Origin of the sequence: Pseudomonas sp. N-137 (assembly GCF_034555295.1) — a bacterium.
Taxonomy (GTDB): domain Bacteria; phylum Pseudomonadota; class Gammaproteobacteria; order Pseudomonadales; family Pseudomonadaceae; genus Aquipseudomonas; species Aquipseudomonas rhizophila.
In genome coordinates this window covers 116,814-132,595 of record NZ_JAXUDQ010000008.1, presented here as the reverse complement: position 1 = coordinate 132,595, position 15,782 = coordinate 116,814, and the positions used below count along the sequence as shown (strand labels likewise).

At 59.8% G+C, this 15,782-nt stretch carries 15 protein-coding genes; 7 read left to right on the top strand and 8 right to left on the bottom strand.

What is annotated here, in order from left to right:
• The 3 genes from T3A99_RS08405 to T3A99_RS08395 form a co-directional block, all read right to left on the bottom strand.
• Complete coding sequence (locus T3A99_RS08405; RefSeq protein WP_047228844.1) at positions 1-1,170, bottom strand: alginate biosynthesis protein Alg44; 1,170 nt, start codon at positions 1,168-1,170, stop codon at positions 1-3.
• A 35-nt stretch (positions 1,171-1,205) separates the two neighbouring features.
• Positions 1,206-2,687 carry a mannuronan synthase gene (gene alg8 / locus T3A99_RS08400; protein ID WP_370695168.1) on the bottom strand — a complete coding sequence of 494 codons (1,482 nt, stop codon included), beginning with the start codon at positions 2,685-2,687 and terminating at the stop codon, positions 1,206-1,208.
• Positions 2,688-2,787: 100 nt separating this feature from the next.
• The gene (locus T3A99_RS08395; protein WP_139049197.1) at positions 2,788-4,104 is read right to left on the bottom strand and encodes a nucleotide sugar dehydrogenase; all 1,317 of its coding nucleotides are present in this window, start codon (positions 4,102-4,104) and stop codon (positions 2,788-2,790) included.
• Between the two features lie 472 nt (positions 4,105-4,576).
• Between T3A99_RS08395 and T3A99_RS08390 the strand changes: the two genes are divergently transcribed.
• Positions 4,577-4,765, top strand: coding sequence for a hypothetical protein (locus T3A99_RS08390; protein ID WP_139049198.1), 189 nt, complete (start codon positions 4,577-4,579; stop codon positions 4,763-4,765).
• Positions 4,766-4,915: 150 nt separating this feature from the next.
• On the opposite strand, the gene yaaA is transcribed toward T3A99_RS08390, so the two are convergent.
• Positions 4,916-5,695, bottom strand: a complete 780-nt coding sequence (gene yaaA, locus T3A99_RS08385) for a peroxide stress protein YaaA (RefSeq protein ID WP_047228847.1) — start codon at positions 5,693-5,695, stop codon at positions 4,916-4,918.
• A 177-nt stretch (positions 5,696-5,872) separates the two neighbouring features.
• On the opposite strand from yaaA, the gene T3A99_RS08380 reads away from it, so the two are divergent.
• The 6 genes from T3A99_RS08380 (at position 5,873) to T3A99_RS08355 (ending at position 11,205) form a co-directional block, all read left to right on the top strand.
• Positions 5,873-6,997, top strand: a complete 1,125-nt coding sequence (locus T3A99_RS08380) for a polysaccharide deacetylase family protein (protein WP_047228848.1) — start codon at positions 5,873-5,875, stop codon at positions 6,995-6,997.
• A gap of 335 nt (positions 6,998-7,332) precedes the next feature.
• Positions 7,333-8,727, top strand: coding sequence for a PhoH family protein (locus tag T3A99_RS08375; RefSeq protein ID WP_047228849.1), 1,395 nt, complete (start codon positions 7,333-7,335; stop codon positions 8,725-8,727).
• Positions 8,728-8,986: 259 nt separating this feature from the next.
• Positions 8,987-9,460 carry a cyclic pyranopterin monophosphate synthase MoaC gene (gene moaC, locus T3A99_RS08370; RefSeq protein WP_076383624.1) on the top strand — a complete coding sequence of 158 codons (474 nt, stop codon included), beginning with the start codon at positions 8,987-8,989 and terminating at the stop codon, positions 9,458-9,460.
• The gene (locus tag T3A99_RS08365) at positions 9,457-9,699 is read left to right on the top strand and encodes a MoaD/ThiS family protein (protein WP_139049200.1); all 243 of its coding nucleotides are present in this window, start codon (positions 9,457-9,459) and stop codon (positions 9,697-9,699) included. Before moaC ends, T3A99_RS08365 begins: the two co-directional genes overlap by 4 nt.
• Positions 9,700-9,702: 3 nt before the next feature.
• The gene (gene moaE / locus T3A99_RS08360) at positions 9,703-10,155 is read left to right on the top strand and encodes a molybdopterin synthase catalytic subunit MoaE (protein WP_047228852.1); all 453 of its coding nucleotides are present in this window, start codon (positions 9,703-9,705) and stop codon (positions 10,153-10,155) included.
• Positions 10,156-10,428: 273 nt separating this feature from the next.
• Complete coding sequence (locus T3A99_RS08355) at positions 10,429-11,205, top strand: ABC transporter substrate-binding protein (protein ID WP_047228853.1); 777 nt, start codon at positions 10,429-10,431, stop codon at positions 11,203-11,205.
• 126 nt (positions 11,206-11,331) lie between these two features.
• Here T3A99_RS08355 and T3A99_RS08350 read toward each other — a convergent pair whose 3' ends face one another.
• The 4 genes from T3A99_RS08350 to rhlB form a co-directional block, all read right to left on the bottom strand.
• Positions 11,332-11,958, bottom strand: a complete 627-nt coding sequence (locus tag T3A99_RS08350) for a helix-turn-helix transcriptional regulator (protein WP_076383627.1) — start codon at positions 11,956-11,958, stop codon at positions 11,332-11,334.
• An 88-nt stretch (positions 11,959-12,046) separates the two neighbouring features.
• Positions 12,047-13,174, bottom strand: a complete 1,128-nt coding sequence (locus tag T3A99_RS08345; protein WP_107321919.1) for an NAD(P)/FAD-dependent oxidoreductase — start codon at positions 13,172-13,174, stop codon at positions 12,047-12,049.
• 62 nt (positions 13,175-13,236) lie between these two features.
• A complete protein-coding gene (locus T3A99_RS08340) occupies positions 13,237-14,184 on the bottom strand; it encodes an ornithine cyclodeaminase family protein (RefSeq protein WP_047228856.1) in 948 nt (315 codons plus the stop codon).
• A 125-nt stretch (positions 14,185-14,309) separates the two neighbouring features.
• Positions 14,310-15,773 (bottom strand): ATP-dependent RNA helicase RhlB, encoded by a 1,464-nt coding sequence (gene rhlB, locus T3A99_RS08335; RefSeq protein WP_322834213.1) that lies wholly within the window; start codon positions 15,771-15,773, stop codon positions 14,310-14,312.
• Between the last annotated feature and the right edge of the window lie 9 nt (positions 15,774-15,782).

Sequence of the window (15,782 nt, the reverse complement as noted above, 5' to 3'; positions counted from 1 at the left end):
TTAAATACCGACAGCCATGGCTTTGTCGATCAGCCAGTTCAGGTTCGGGCCACGGTCGCTGGTAACTTCTACCGGCCGGCCGGCCAGCGAGCTGTCCAGGGGTTCGTCAGGCTGGATCAGTACGCGGATATCGGACGACAGGTCGGCACTTTTCAGGCTGGTGCTGCTGACGATCTTGCCGGTACGGGTGGTGTCTTCGCCGGCAACCTGGAAGCTGACCGGAGTGCCTGGGCGCACGTCGCCGAACTGGCGATAGGAGAAGCGTGCTTCGACGTTGGCTTCGGTGCCCCGTGGGACCAGTTGGAAGATCACGTCACCCTTGCTGGCGTACTGACCGTCGGACACCAGTTGCTGGGACACGATGCAGTCGCACGGCGAGGTCAGGGTGCCGGTCATTTGCTTGCCGAACAGCTCCTCGACCTTGGCCGGTTGCAGCTGGTTGTCGTCCAGATGGCCCTTGAGCACATCGAGCATGCTGGTGCTGAACGTGGCCAGCGGGGCGCCTTTGGCAGCAACGCCGTCGGCCTTGACCAGACTCTGCACGGTGCCGTCGCGCGGCATGGTGATAGCCATGCCCGGTACGTTCACCAGGCCCGCCTGGGCGTGGCTGACGAAGTACATGCCGTACACCGACTTGAAGATGAAGCCGAATGCCGCCAGGCCGACGATAAAAATCGCCAGGCTGAAGGTCACGGCCCGCAGGCGGCCCAGGGCGGTCATGCCACCGTTGTCGTCCTTCTGCTTGCGCGCCTTGGTGAAGTTGTCGCGTTGCAAGGTCGCCAGCACATCGCCGACGCCGACGATGTCGCCGGCCAGGTGCGAGGTGATGATGTGACGCAGCGTCGAGATGTCCCGAGGCTCCAGATTCTGGAACTGGCAACCGGTACGACCGGTCTGGCGGTCGTAGGAGCGAACCTGCAGTTCCACGTCCATGGCCAGGCCAAGGTTGTCGATCACGAATTGCAGGCGGCCTTTGTACGCTTCGCCGACCTTGAGCGGCATCTGGCCGGCGTTGAAGCACAGGCCTCCGGCCGACAGGTCCAGGACCTTGACTTCCATGGGGGTACGGTCGGGACCGAAGAAGCGCAATTTGGCCGGGATTTTCACTCGGGCGTGTTGGCGCTGGGCTTCGGATTCATGCACTACGTTGACATTCACGGCGGTGTTCATAGGGGCGATTTCCTAGTTAATTCAGGCGAGTTCGGTCAGACCATCATCAGCAGCACGGCAACGAAAACGCTGCCGGCGGAGAAGGTCATGGTCCGAGACGACCAAGTGTTGAACCAACGTTGAAAGCTGGCGAGATCACGGGTCAGATGGGTGGGCTGGCGAGTCCAGGACTGTTGGTCGAGGCGGAAGAACACGTAGATTTTCACCAGCGCGCCAACGATCTGGTTGTAATACAGAATCGCCGGGTAGGCCGGACCGATCCGATGTCCGGAGCACGACAGCAACAGGGTCAAGAGCAACCGGGTGATGCCGATCCACAGCAGGTACACCAGGATGAACGCGGTGCCGTACTTGAAGCTGGCAATCAGCGCCACGGTCAGGCCCAGCAGCGAGGTCCACATCGACACGCGCTGGTCGAACAGCACCACCGAGGTGAACAGGCCCAGACGCTTCATGCCCAGGCCCAGTGCCCGGGAGTTCTGCCGCAGGTTGTTGCCATACCAGCGGAACATCAGCTTGCGACTGGCCTTGATGAAGCTTTTTTCCGGCGGGTGCTCGACGGTGTTGATCGCCGCATCGGGTACGTAGAACGTGTCGTAGCCCAGGCGCATCAGGCTGAACCAGCTCGATTTGTCGTCGCCGGTGAGAAACTTGAAGCGGCCCAGGCGCCAGTGTTGCAGCGAGTCGCTTTCCACGTCGGCGATGAAATCCGGGTTGGTGACCACGGTGGCGCGGAACACCGACATGCGGCCGGTCATGGTCAGCACACGCTTGGACAGGGCCATGGAGCACATGTTGATGTGGCGCTGAGCGAAGCGCAGTTTGTGCCATTCGCTCATGATGTAGCCGCCGCGCACCTCGCAGAACTCGTTGGTGGTCAGGCCGCCGACGTTGCCGAACAGCTGGAACCACGGCACGGTCTTGCGCACCACGCCTTCGCCGAGCACGGTATCGCCATCGATCACGGCGACCACTGCACGGTCGTCCGGCAAGTGGCGGGAGATGGCGCGGAAACCGAAGGCCAGGCCGTCACGCTTGCCGGTGCCAGGAATGCGCACGAAGTCCAGCTTGACGTGCTCTGGCGGGTTCATGCGGGCCCAGAGGCTCTTGACCAGCAGTTCGTCGGACATTTCCACGATGGAGCAGACCACAGTGGTCGGCAGCCCGCAGTCGATGGCTTCGCGGATTACCGAACTGTAGACCTGGGCGGTCGTCAGTGCGTCGATCCGGAAGCTGGTGACCATCAGGTACACGTGGGACGGATCCGCCGCCTTGCCCAGCTTGCGTACCTTGCGGCGCAGATGCGGGTAGACGATGTACAGGAAGATCATGCCGCGCACGAAATGCGTCGCTCCCATGGAGTAACGCCAAATGCCCACGGCGCCGATCAGGAAAATGAAATCCTTGGATTCGGAGTCGAACGTGGACGTGGGCAACGCCATGGCGATGCCCATCAATAAACTCAAGTAAAACAGCCAACCGGCGGCCTGAAGCAGGCCGTGCTTTAGCCTGTGCATAATCTGCATCCGTCTCTATCTCGGGCGGGCCTTGTGGGCGGCCCGATGGGTTAAGGCAGGCGAAAGGCCGGCCGGGCCTGGGCCCGGCCGGCAAACAGACTTACCAGCAGATGCCTTCGGTCCGGCCACTCGGGTTGGTGGCCTTGGACATGAAGCCAACCAGGTCGATGACCTGCTTGCCTTCCGGTACGTTCTCGGTCAGCGCGCGGAACTTCTCGTCGCGGTTGCCCAGGATGATGATGTCGGAGCTGTCGATCACCGAGTCGAAGTCGGCGTTGAGCAAGGACGAGACGTGAGGAATCTTCGACTCGATGTAATCCTTGTTCGCACCGTGGACGCGGGCGTATTCGACGTTGCTGTCGTAGATCTTCAGGTCGAAACCCTTGCCGATCAGCATTTCCGCCAGTTCCACCAATGGACTTTCACGCAGGTCGTCGGTGCCGGCCTTGAAGCTCAGGCCCAGCAGGGCGACTTTGCGCTTGTCGTGGCTGGAAACGATGTCGAAGGCGTTCTGCACCTGGGATTCGTTGCTGCGCATCAGCGAGTTGAGCAGCGGCGCTTCCACGTCCAGGGAACCGGCGCGGTAGGTCAGGGCGCGAACGTCCTTGGGCAGGCACGAGCCGCCGAAGGCGAAGCCTGGGCGCATGTAGTACTGGGACAGGTTCAGGGTCTTGTCTTGGCAGACCACGTCCATCACTTCACGGCCATCGACGCCGACTGCCTTGGCGATGTTGCCGATCTCGTTGGCGAAGGTCACCTTGGTGGCGTGCCAGACGTTGCAGGTGTACTTGATCATCTCGGCGACAGCGATGTCCTTGCGGATGATCGGCGCATCGAGCTCTTCGTACAGCGATTGCAGAACGTCGCCGGAGGCTTTGTCGAACTCGCCGATAACGGTCATCGGTGGCAGGTCGTAGTCCTTGATCGCGGTACTTTCACGCAGGAATTCAGGGTTGACCGCGACGCCGAAATCGACACCGGCTTTTTTGCCGGAGCAGTCTTCCAGAATCGGGATGACCACATTCGCCACGGTGCCTGGCAGCACGGTGCTGCGAACCACGACGGTGTGGCGGGTGGTCTTGTCGCGCAGAACAAAACCGATCTCGCGGCACACCGCTTCGATGTAGTTGAGTTCCAGATCGCCGTTCTTCTTGCTCGGTGTACCGACGCAAATCATCGACAGGTCAGTATCACGAATCGCTTCGGCGAAGTTGGTGGTTCCGCGCAGACGGCCTGTTTCAATACCTTGTGCCAACAGCTCGCCCAGACCGGGTTCAACGATCGGCGATTTACCGGCGTTGATCATGTCGATTTTGTCTTTGGCGACATCTACGCCAACGACATCATGGCCCCGTGCAGACAGGCAACCGGCACATACTGCACCGACGTAACCCAAACCAAATATGCTAATGCGCATCGCATTTACCTCTGTTTTTCACGCCATTAAATGGCCGGAGTTAATAGTGTTCAGCGGTCATAGTGCACTCGGAAGTGTGGAATGCAGGCGCCACAGTGCCGTGTGCAGGCATACTAAGTTCCGAGTGTCTAAATAAGTGCACTCAAGTTGTGCGCAATGCGGCCTAGTTGTTATGACCTGCCCTGTTATGCAGCCAGTCCTCGTATTCGGGAACGTTCGTGCAAAGGTCCTTCACCTCCGATCCCTGGCAAAAAGCCCACAAAATCAGAAGCTTGTGTGCTCTGGCGAGCACGTTATAGGGGCGCAGCCTTGGCCTTGTAGGGGATAGTAATGGTGCGTTATCTCCTGTCCTTTATAAGATGGATCCAAATAGGCGACCGTTTCGCTAAATTGCCATGACAACTTGGTTACTTGGATCGACGGCCTATGTAAGTCATCTCTTACACGCACGGCGAGAATCGTTACGGGTGGTATGAGCCGTGCAATTTCACATAGTTCCGATCCGCTCATCGCGATTTTCGAAATTTTTCGAAATATTATGAAAGATGGCACTGACCTCATGATGATGGCACTTGCCGTTTTGACCTTTGATAACGGGGAGTTAAGAGGGGTAGATATTTTTGTGCCACTACCGAATAAAAAATTTGGTGCCACTACGTAAAAAACTGACAGGTGTCGAGTGAAACAAAAGTTAGCGAGGGAAGGGGGCGATTTATTGGCGTCATGGAACTGACGAAGTGGGCGGGGAAGTTGGATGACGTGTTCGGGTTTGATCAAGGCCCCTGATCAAGGGGCCATATAAAGATGTGCTTTATTCGGGGGCATGGTCACGCAGGAACACCAGTTTGTCCGCGCTCGATTGTTGAGCATTGAAACGGTAGCCCTGGGCATCGAACTGCTTGAGTGCTGCTGGATCGTTGATGCGTTCCTGAATCACGAAGCGGCTCATCAGGCCGCGGGCCTTCTTGGCGTAGAAGCTGATGATTTTGTACTGGCCGTTCTTCAGGTCCTTGAACTCGGTATCAATGACCCGTGCTTTGAGCGCGCTGCGTTTGACCGCCGAGAAGTATTCATTGGAGGCCAGGTTCAACAGTATGTCGTCGCCCTGGTCAGCCAGCGCTTCGTTCAGCCATTCGCTGATGCGTGTGCCCCAGAAGGCATACAAGTCTTTGCCGCGGGCATTGGCCAGCTTCGTGCCCATCTCCAGGCGATAGGGTTGCATCAGGTCCAGTGGGCGCAGCAAGCCATAAAGACCGGAGAGCATGCGCAGATGCTCCTGGGCATAGTCGAAATCGGCTTCGGCAAAGCTTTGTGCATCGAGGCCGGTGTACACATCACCCTTGAAAGCCAGCAGAGCCTGTTTGGCATTGGCCGGGGTGAACGCCGGCGTCCAGCTGCCGAATCGTGCGGCATTGAGACCGCCGATCTTGTCGGAGACGTGCATCAGCTCGCTGATCTGTGCCGGCGAGAGTTCGCGCAACTGTTCGATCAGTTCCTGGGAATGATCCAGGTACTGCGGCTGGGTAAAACGCTCGGTGGCCGGCGGTGTTTCGTAATCGAGGGTCTTGGCGGGGGAAATCACCATCAGCATGTAATCGTCTCCTTCAAAGGTGCGGCGATTCTAGGGGGTTGTCCGGGTGGACTCCAGCTATTGGGGTGATAGGTGATGGATGGGCAAGCCTTGCTTCCACCGAGTCCTCTGACCACAAGGGTATTGCTTCAGGATCGGCTATGATGCGGCGCGGGTTTCGTTATGGAGACATCCCTTTTGCGCATCGTCCTTCTATTGTCGGCCTGGTTCCTGAGTTTCGCGGCCATTGCCGCACCCAGCGACATCGCCACCCTGGACCGCAGCACCTGGCCGGAACAGCTCACCAGCCCGACGCTGTTCGACGTGGCCTCGCGAGCTGAGATCCTGATGTTCGCCCGGGTCCTGCTGGACACCGATGCCATGGACGAAATCGCCCTCAAGCAGCACCTGGGGCTGCGCACAATCAATATGGCGGCGATCGACACCCTGCGCGCGCGGTTGTGGCAGCGACTGCTGAGCAACTACAACTTCGCTCAGCAAAGCTGCGATCAGGACGCTTCGTTCTGTTTTCTGGTGGAAGACCTGGCGACGTTGCGCGAAGAGGCGGGCAGGCTCACGCTCGATGAAAACTCCTACTACATCAAGTGGGCTGAGCCGAGCCGGATCTTCCACGCTCAATATCTGGACGAGTTGCTGCGCAAGGCCGCGTTGTTTCCGCAGACCAGCAGCGAAATTGCGCGTTTCGGCGATTACGAGCGCAACGGTGATGATCTGAATGACCGGCTGTTCCTGCTGACCTTCGACAGCGCGGCCAACATCACGCCGGACAATACCCCGTGGCTGACTGAATACCTGCGCAAGTCGAACATGAACGGCACCTTCTTCGTGCTGGGCAAGGACATCCAGGCGCGGCTTGCAGAGCGCTCGGTCAACCACCTCCAGGCCTTGTATTCGGGGCAATGCGTCGGTGTCCAGGGGTGGGAGTTCCGCTCCCACAGCCATTGGCAGGATTGGCAGGACTCGGTGCGGCGCAGCGTCGATCTGGTCAAGGGCAAGCTGCCGGAAAACTACGTGCCGCTGTTTCGCCCGCCCCAGGGCCAGCGCCGTGGCGATGCCGGCGCATTTTTCCGCAACCAGGGCCTGCAGGTGGCGCTCTGGGATATCGACCCTCAGGACAGCGCCGGCCGGCTCAACCCCGAGCAAAGCGCCCAGCGCACACTGACCCTGATGCTGTTGTGGCGCCGCGGCGTGATCAATTTCAACGTCAAGCAGGATGCGCTGAAAACGGCGCTGCCCTGGCTCATTACGCAAACGGCGCAAAGCGGGATCGGCTGGGAAGATTGTCGGGTCGCGTTTCGCTGATTTGGCCAAAGGCCCGGAAACACTGGGGGAGGAGGAGAATTCGGCGCACTTTCATGACGACCGGACTTCCGACTTTAACGGCGCAACGGCGCAACGCCAAGCGTTATTCGTCACTCTGAAAAATAAACTTCAAAAAAGCGTCAAAGTGCTTTTTCCTGTCATGTGTTTTGGAGTATCAAGAAGTCAGACCGCCGAAACCTGCAACACAGGTGGCGTCTTCCAAGACCCAGTTGTGTGCAGTTCACCTCAAGCCTTGCGGGTGAATTCGGTGGCTACTTCGAGGCGCAGCACTGTCACGGTATTGCGTCGAATGGCCCCCACAAAGGTGACCGAGTATGGATGACCACGGACGTAGCCCTTCCTCCAACCAGCCAATCCTCTATGTACTCGATACCAACGTATTGATCCACGATCCAAACGCACTCCTGAACTTCGAAGAACACCATGTTGCCATCCCGATGACCGTGCTCGAGGAGCTGGACAAGCTCAAGAGCGGGCATCACAGCGTCGCCGCCGAATGCCGGCAGGCGATCCGCCTGATCGACAAGACCCTGGGAGACGCGTCGCCCGAGGACGTTGAACTGGGTGTGCCGATCCAGCGTGGCAAAAGTGGTCCCAAAGGCCTGCTCTCGATCCTGATGAGCAAGCGCACCGAACCCAACCTGGTGCTGCCCGAACACCTGAACGACAACATCATCATCAACCAGTTGATCGACCTGCACGCGCGCAACCAGGATCAGGCCGTGGTGCTGGTGACCAAAGACATCAACATGCGCCTCAAGGCCCGCGCCTGCGGGATCGCGGCGGAGGACTACAGCACCGACCAATTGGTCGACGACGTATCACTGCTGCCCAACGGCTATCACACCATGACCGGCTCCTTCTGGGACCGGGTGAGCAAGGTCGAGACCCGTCAGGACCATGGTCGCACCTGGCACCAGGTGCAGTTGATCGACAATCTGCCGGCGGTGCACATCAATGAGTTCATCATCGACGAACAGGGTTTCGTCGGCTGGATCAAGGAAATCCAGGTCGACAAGCTGCTGATTCTCGATCTGCACCAGGAGCCCCTGCTGCATCAGGAGGCCTGGGGCCTCAAGCCGCGGGATATTTACCAGAGCCTGGCCTTGTTCGCCTTGCTCGACCCGGATATCCACCTGGTCAACCTGTCCGGCGCCGCCGGTTCGGGCAAGACCATCCTGGCCCTGGCCGCCGCCATCGAACAGACCATGGTCAGCAAGCGCTACCGGCGCATCATCGCCACCCGTAGCGTGCAGGGCCTGGACCAGGAAATCGGCTTTTTGCCCGGCACCGAAGCGGAAAAAATGGAGCCTTGGCTGGGCGCCATCACCGATAACCTTGAAGCCTTGCACATGGATGACGAAAGCACTCATGGCAGCGTCGACTACATCCTCAGCAAAGTGCCGTTGCAGTTCAAATCCCTCAACTACATTCGCGGCCGCAGCTTCCAGCAGAGCCTGATCCTGATCGACGAATGCCAGAACCTCACCCCGCACCAGATGAAAACCATCATCACCCGTGCTGGCGCCGGTTCCAAAGTGGTGTGCCTGGGCAACCTGGCACAGATCGACACCCCTTACCTGTCCGCGACCAGTTCCGGGCTGACCTACCTGACCGAACGCTTCAAAGACTTCCCCAACGGGGTCCACATCACCCTGCAGGGCGTACCGCGCTCGATCCTGGCCGAATACGCCGAATCTCACCTGTAACTGACCATCAGAACCGGGCGACCTCAAGGTCGCCGGTTTTTTTATGACTGTACGAAAACCCTGTGGGAGCGAGCCTGCTCGCGATAGCGGTGCATCAGCCACCTATTTTTATCTGATACACCGCTATCGCGAGCAGGCTCGCTCCCACAGGGGGATTTGCGGTGATTGGGCAATTGCGCTCGCCACAGGTGCGACAATCAGGCCTGCCGGAATCTGACTCACAGGTTTACAATCGATGCTCCCGATCAGGAGTAACCCTGTGCTGACTCATCTCGATTCCCAAGGTCGCGCCAACATGGTCGATGTGACCGACAAGGCCGTGACGTTCCGTGAAGCCACGGCCGAAGCATTTGTGCGCATGCTGCCCGAAACACTGCAGATGATCGTCAGCGGTGGTCATCCCAAAGGCGATGTGTTCGCCGTTGCGCGCATTGCCGGCATTCAGGCGGCGAAAAAAACCAGTGACCTGATTCCGCTCTGCCATCCGCTGATGCTCACCAGCGTCAAGGTCGAGCTCAATGCCGAAGGCGAGGACCGGGTGCGCATTGTTGCCCGTTGCAAACTGTCGGGGCAGACCGGCGTGGAGATGGAAGCCCTCACCGCCGCCAGTGTTGCCGCGCTGACCATCTACGATATGTGCAAGGCCGTGGATCGGGGCATGACCATCGAAGGCGTGCGGGTGCTGGAGAAACTCGGCGGCAAGAGCGGCCACTTCCAGGCGGATGCACCATGAAAATTACCGTGAAGTTCTTTGCGCGTTATCGCGAAGCGTTGGGCATTGATTCGCAGAGGGTCGAGGGCGATTTTTCCACGGTGGACGACGTGCGGAAAGTGTTGGCTGCGCGTGATGGTTTCGATGTCTTGAAAGAACAAAACCTGATGTGCGCCCGCAACGAAGACCTGTGCCAGCTCGACGAGCCGCTGGTCGATGGTGACGAAGTGGCATTCTTTCCCACCGTGACCGGAGGCTGAGCCATGGCGATTCGGGTGCAAGCCGATCCGTTCGACCCGGGCGCCGAAGTCAACGCGATGCACGCGGCCAATGTCGGCGTGGGGGCGGTGGTGAGTTTTGTCGGCTACGTGCGTGACTTCAATGACGGCCTTGATGTGTCCGGGATGTTCCTGGAGCACTACCCGGGCATGACTGAAAAAGCCTTGGGCAAGATCGCTGCCGAGGCCGAGCAGCGCTGGCCGTTGCTCAAGCTGGAGGTCCTGCATCGCATCGGTGCCCTGGAGCCGGGCGAACCGATCGTCTTCGTGGCGGCCGCCAGTGCCCATCGCCAGGCGGCATTCGACGCCTGCGCCTTTGTAATGGACTACCTCAAGACCCGTGCGCCGTTCTGGAAAAAGGAAAACACCGCCGATGGCCCGCGCTGGGTCGAAGGGCGTGACAGTGATCATGCGGCGGCGGATCGCTGGAAGCGGTAGATAGCCTGTTGCTGATTCATTGCCTGCCAACCGCTATCGCGAGCAGGCTCGCTCCCACAAGGGATCCAGGTTGTACACAGTATTCGTGTTCGACGCAGGCCTCCTGTGGGAGCGAGCCTGCTCGCGATGAGGCCATTAGCCTCCCATCACTTTTCGCGGTTGCCCCAATTGACGATATGTACATTAAAGTCCAGTATGGATTTATAAGTACATAAAATCCGTCGCTTCACCTTTCTCTGCCAAAACCAACAACAAACCCGCGAGAGATCGATCATGAAAAAGCTCCCCCTCATCACCGGCCTGGCCTTGAGCCTGCTGGCCTCCAGCAGTCTGTTCGCCGCCGAGAAGACTTTGCGTATCGGCATCGAAGCGGCGTATCCGCCGTTTGCTTCCAAGACCTCCGAAGGAAAGATCGAGGGATTTGACTATGACATTGGCAATGCGCTGTGCGCGCAGATGAAGGTCAAGTGCCAGTGGATCGAAAGTGAGTTTGACGGGCTGATTCCGTCGCTCAAGGTGAAGAAAATCGACATGGCGCTGTCGTCCATGACCATCACCGAAGAGCGCAAGAAGTCGGTGGATTTTACTCACAAGTACTACTTCACCTCGTCGCGGCTGGTCATGAAGGAGGGCGCGGTGGTCGATGATCAGTACGCCAGTCTCAAAGGCAAGACCGTGGGTGTGCAACGGGCGACCACCACCGACCGCTTCGCTACGGAGGTCTTCGAACCCAAGGGCGTGACAGTCAAGCGCTACAGCAACAACGAAGAAATCTACATGGACCTGGCGTCCGGTCGACTGGACGCGATATTCGCTGACACCATCCCGCTCGAAGATTTTCTGTCGATGCCCCGGGGCAAGGGCTACGCGTTTGTCGGGCCGGAGCTCAAGGACCCGAAATACGTCGGTGAAGGCGCGGGGATCGCGGTGCGCAAGGGCAATACCCAACTGGTGTCGGACTTGAACAAGGCCATCGACGGGATTCGGGCCAGTGGGGAGTATCAGAAGATCCAGGCCAAGTATTTCAAGTCGGATATCTATGGCGACTGATTGATCGTTATCGCGAGCAGGCTCGCTCCCACATTGGATCTCATTGAACACAAATAGCGTGTTCGACACAGACCCCCTGTGGGAGCGAGCCTGCTCGCGATGAGGCTAGGTCAGGCAACAAAAACCTCAGCCCTTCAACTCCTTCAAATGCTTGTAAACCGTCGCTCGTCCCATGTTCAGCACATTGGCCACATAGTTGGACGCGCTCTTGCCCTTGAACGCGCCTTCGGCATGCAGCGCCAGCACCAGTTCGCGTTTATGGTCGCGGGTCAGCAGGTTCAGGCTCAACTGACGCTCGCGCATCCAGGCGTGGAGGAAGGTGTTGATCCGTTCCTGCCAGTCATCGCGAAACAGTGAGTCCGGCTGCGGGATCAACTTGCCCGGCGACAGGAACAGGTCCAGCGCGGCCTTGGCATTCTCGAACAGCGAAATATTCAGATTGATGCACAGCACCGCCAGCGGGCGCCCCCCTGCATCGCGCAGGACGCTGCTGAGGCTGCGGATTTTCTGCCCGTCCCAATTGAGTTTTTCGTATGGGCCGATGTTCCGTTCGCTGATCTCTTCGCTGAGCATGTCCTCCAGGGACGAGTCATCCCCTATCACGCGCTTGGACAGGTTGTTGGCGATGTAGTCGACTTTCTGCGTACGCAGGTCGTGCAGCACCACTTCGGCGTGAGGGTAGAACAGCGTGGCGATGGCGTCGGCGATGGTGCGGAAATTATCCAGTGTCGGATCAGGTTGCGGGGCATTCATGACAGGGCTCCGGGCAGCGTCAGCGCCCCGTGAAGCAGGGGCGCGCAGGAGTGTGCCGCAATCGTGGCGATGCGTCACCTGGGTGGGTTCAAGCCAGGCGTGCCGGCGACAGCTGGGTGGTGCTCAGGCCGAAACGGGTCAAGGTCTCGGGCAATGGCTCACCGCGCACCAGGGCCGCGCTGGCCTGACCCATGGCCGGGGACGTCTGGATGCCGTATCCGCCCTGGGCCGCGACCCAGAACAACCCCGGTACCTGGGGATCGAAACCGGACAAGAGGTCGCCGTCGGGGACGAAACTGCGCAACCCGGCCCAGGTGCGGGTCGGACGGCGGATGGTCAGGGTGGTGGCTTCTTCGATCTGGTAGATGCCCATGGCAATGTCCAGTTCTTCAGGCTGCACGTCGTGAGGTTCCACCGGATCGGCATTTGCCGGCGAGCCGAGGAACATGCCGGCGTCGGGCTTCATATAGAACGACTCGTCGAGGCTCACCAGCATCGGCCAGTCATGAATGTCCACGCCCTCGGGGCCGGCAAAAATGAATGCCGCCCGCCGCTTGGGTTGCAGGCCCAGCTTGCGCGCGCCGGCCATTTCGGCAATGTGATCGGCCCAGGCGCCGGCCGCGTTGATCAGCACCGGAGCGCTGAAGGTCTGGCCAGCGGTTTCTACCTGCCACATCCCCTGATCGTCGCGGCTCAGGCCCAGCACTTCGGTGTCGGTGTGCACCTGACCGCCGTTGCGGCGGATACCGCGCAGGTAGCCTTGGTGCAGCGCGTCGGTGTCGATGTCACAGGCGGTGGGGTCGTAGATTGCACCATGCACCTTGTCCCGTCGCAGGATTGGCAGTCGCACACAGGCTTCTTCGGCGCTGAGTAGCTGCATCTGCGGCACCGTGGCCTTGGCGCTGAGGTACTGGTTGTTCAGCTCGGCCGGGTCGCCGGTGAAATCCACGGTCATTTCGCCCCGTGGGGTGAGCAGCGGGTGCTCGCAGAAACCGGCCGGTGGGGCGTCGAAAAAGTCACGGCTGGCCTGGGTCAGCGCCCGCACCTGAGGCGTGCCATAGGCGGCGCTGTACAGCGCCGCCGAGCGCCCTGTGGAGTGGTAGCCCGGATGGGATTCGCGCTCGAGCACAATGACCCGACCGTGGGGGGCCAGCCAGTAACCGGTGGAAGCACCGGCGATGCCACCGCCGATGATGATGAAGTCTGCTGAGGTCATGAAGCTCTCCTGTGGAGCGCGGTGCCGGGAGTTAGTAAAACCTTCTGGGGAAATTGGCTGTGTCAGTTGTGCAACTGATAAAGCGCATTCGCCAGCGCAACGTCTTCCAACCCCAGGCCGATGGAGCGGAAAAACACATGGCGCTCATAGCCGGGACGCGCTACGTGTTCGCTGAGCAGTTCAGGCAAATCCCCAACCAGGCGTGACGCGTCCCAGCCGTGCTGTTCAGCGGCAATCAACATTTCACCGGCCGAACCGGGGGTGGTCTGACGATAGTCACAGAACACGTCCATGTCGTTGAGGCTCTGGGGGGGCACTTCGTGGGCGCGCGGAGCATTGGTGCTGATGGAGGTAATCAGGGCTGGCTTGCTCAGTGTCTGTGGGTCGAGCACTGCCTTGGCGGACGAGGTGCAGAGCATCACCACATCGGCGTCGTGCAGCGCCGCTTCAAGGCTGGCCGCGATTTGCAGGCGCGGATCCAGCTCGGTGAGCGAAGCACGCTCTTGCGCCGATTTATTCTGCAGGCTGGGCGAATAGAGGCTGATGCTTTGCCAATCCCGCAGACCCTTGACGTATTGCACGTGGGCCCTTGCCACTGCGCCGCTGCCGATGACTGCCAAGCGCCGGGCCTGGAATGGGGCAAGGGCATCCACGGCGACGGCAGTGGTGGCTGCGGTGCGGGCGGTCGTCAGTTCGGCGGCATCGCACAGCAGCAGTGGCTGGCCGGTCTGCATCGACATCAGCAAAGTCCAGGCGGTCACCAATGGACCTTGCTCGCGCACGATATACGGTGAGGTCTTGACCCCGTAGACCTGCTCTTCAGCCAGCACGCCCAGGTAGTTGATGAAATCCCCGGCGCCTTGGGGAAACGCCACAAGTTGCTGGGGCGGTTGGACGGCCTGTCCGGCGGCAAGGTCGTGGAACAGCTTGCGTAAAATCTGCGGTACGTCGACTTGGCCGAGCAGCTCTCGGGCCTGGGCTTGTGTCATCACGTAGGGCGTGCTGGACATCGGAACTCCGGGGTGCTTTGTGTAAACTAATTTGTCCATTATGGACTTATAGTTCTGTTGGGCAATATCCCGGACGAAAAAAAAGCGCAGCGTTTGCGGCTGCGCTTTCTGGTTCCTGACGACGGTTAAGGGCGTTTGCGCTCAACCGGCCGAAGCAGATGAGTCGGTGGGGTTTCGCAATTGATCTTCTTCCCCAGCAACGCTTCGATGGACGGCAACTGATAGGAGTCATCCTCACCGGCGAAGCTGATCGATACGCCAGCGGCGCCTGCACGCCCAGTACGCCCGATCCGGTGCACATAGTCATCCGGCACTTCCGGCAGGGTGAAGTTGATCACGTGGCTGATCCCGTCGATATGAATCCCGCGCCCGGCCACATCGGTGGCCACCAGCACACGGATCTTGCCTTCGCGAAAGCCTTCCAGCGTCTTGATACGCTTGTGTTGCGGCACGTCGCCCGACAACTGGGCTGCGTTGACGCCATCGCGTACCAGGCGCTCCTCGATACGGCGTACTTCGTCCTTGCGGTTGGCGAACACCATCACGCGCTCCCAACCGTTGTCGTTGACCAGGTTGTAGAGCAGCTTGTACTTGTCGGCGCCGGCCACAGCGTAGATGTGCTGCTCGACGTTTTCGCTGGCGACGTTCAGCGCTTCGATCTCGACGATGGACGGGTCGGTGGTCCATTGCTTGGCCAGGTTCATCACGTCTTCGGTGAACGTGGCGGAAAACAGCAGGGTCTGGCGTTCGCTTTTCGGTGGGGTCTGGCGAATGATCTGGCGCACTTGCGGGATGAAACCCATGTCGAGCATGCGGTCGGCTTCGTCCAGCACCATCACTTCGACCATGTCCAGGTGCACATCGCCGCGCTGGTTGAAGTCCAGCAGGCGTCCCGGTGTTGCCACCAGAATGTCGCAGTGACGGGCTTCGAGGTGCTTGAGCTGCTTTTCGAAGTCCATGCCGCCGACGAACGTCATGACGTTCAGTCCGGTGTACTTGGTCAGGTCGGCGGCGTCCTTGGCGATCTGCACCACCAGCTCGCGGGTCGGTGCGATGATCAGCGCCCGTGGCTCGCCCATGTAGCGTTCTTTGGGCGGCGGGGTCTGCAGCAACTGGGTAATGATGGAAATCAGGAACGCGGCGGTCTTGCCGGTACCGGTCTGGGCGCGGCCGATGGCATCTTTACCGGCGAGGGTGAATCCCAGTACCTGCGCCTGGATTGGCGTGCAGTAGGGGAAGCCCAGGTCCTGGATGGCATGCATCAGTTCAGGGGCGAGTTTGAAATCATGGAAGCGGGTCTTGCCTTCCTGGGGTTCTACGACGAAATCCTCGAGCTTCCAGGCGACGACCGGCGGTTTTGGGGCGCGCTCGCGGCGTGGCTTGGGGGCTTCGTTGTGTGGCTGTTGCGGCGCGGGAGCGACAGGCGCGGTGGCCGCGTCTTTTTCTGTGTTCGCAACAGGCGTTGTCCGCCGCGGCTTTTTTTGCACCTCGGCACGACTCGGGCTGTGGGCAGGTGCGCTGGGGCCAGGCACGAGCTGCTCGGCCTCGCTTTTACCGAACATCTTCTTGAGTGCTTTGAGCACGGTCATCTCATCGAT

Coding starts and splice junctions, on each gene's coding strand:
- T3A99_RS08405 (WP_047228844.1), bottom strand. CDS start 1,170: ATGAACACCGCCGTGAATGTCAACGTAGTGCATGAATCCGAAGCCCAG.
- alg8 (WP_370695168.1), bottom strand. CDS start 2,687: ATGCACAGGCTAAAGCACGGCCTGCTTCAGGCCGCCGGTTGGCTGTTT.
- T3A99_RS08395 (WP_139049197.1), bottom strand. CDS start 4,104: ATGCGCATTAGCATATTTGGTTTGGGTTACGTCGGTGCAGTATGTGCC.
- T3A99_RS08390 (WP_139049198.1), top strand. CDS start 4,577: ATGAGCCGTGCAATTTCACATAGTTCCGATCCGCTCATCGCGATTTTC.
- yaaA (WP_047228847.1), bottom strand. CDS start 5,695: ATGCTGATGGTGATTTCCCCCGCCAAGACCCTCGATTACGAAACACCG.
- T3A99_RS08375 (WP_047228849.1), top strand. CDS start 7,333: ATGGATGACCACGGACGTAGCCCTTCCTCCAACCAGCCAATCCTCTAT.
- T3A99_RS08365 (WP_139049200.1), top strand. CDS start 9,457: ATGAAAATTACCGTGAAGTTCTTTGCGCGTTATCGCGAAGCGTTGGGC.
- moaE (WP_047228852.1), top strand. CDS start 9,703: ATGGCGATTCGGGTGCAAGCCGATCCGTTCGACCCGGGCGCCGAAGTC.
- T3A99_RS08355 (WP_047228853.1), top strand. CDS start 10,429: ATGAAAAAGCTCCCCCTCATCACCGGCCTGGCCTTGAGCCTGCTGGCC.
- T3A99_RS08350 (WP_076383627.1), bottom strand. CDS start 11,958: ATGAATGCCCCGCAACCTGATCCGACACTGGATAATTTCCGCACCATC.
- T3A99_RS08345 (WP_107321919.1), bottom strand. CDS start 13,174: ATGACCTCAGCAGACTTCATCATCATCGGCGGTGGCATCGCCGGTGCT.
- T3A99_RS08340 (WP_047228856.1), bottom strand. CDS start 14,184: ATGTCCAGCACGCCCTACGTGATGACACAAGCCCAGGCCCGAGAGCTG.
- rhlB (WP_322834213.1), bottom strand. CDS start 15,773: ATGACCGTGCTCAAAGCACTCAAGAAGATGTTCGGTAAAAGCGAGGCC.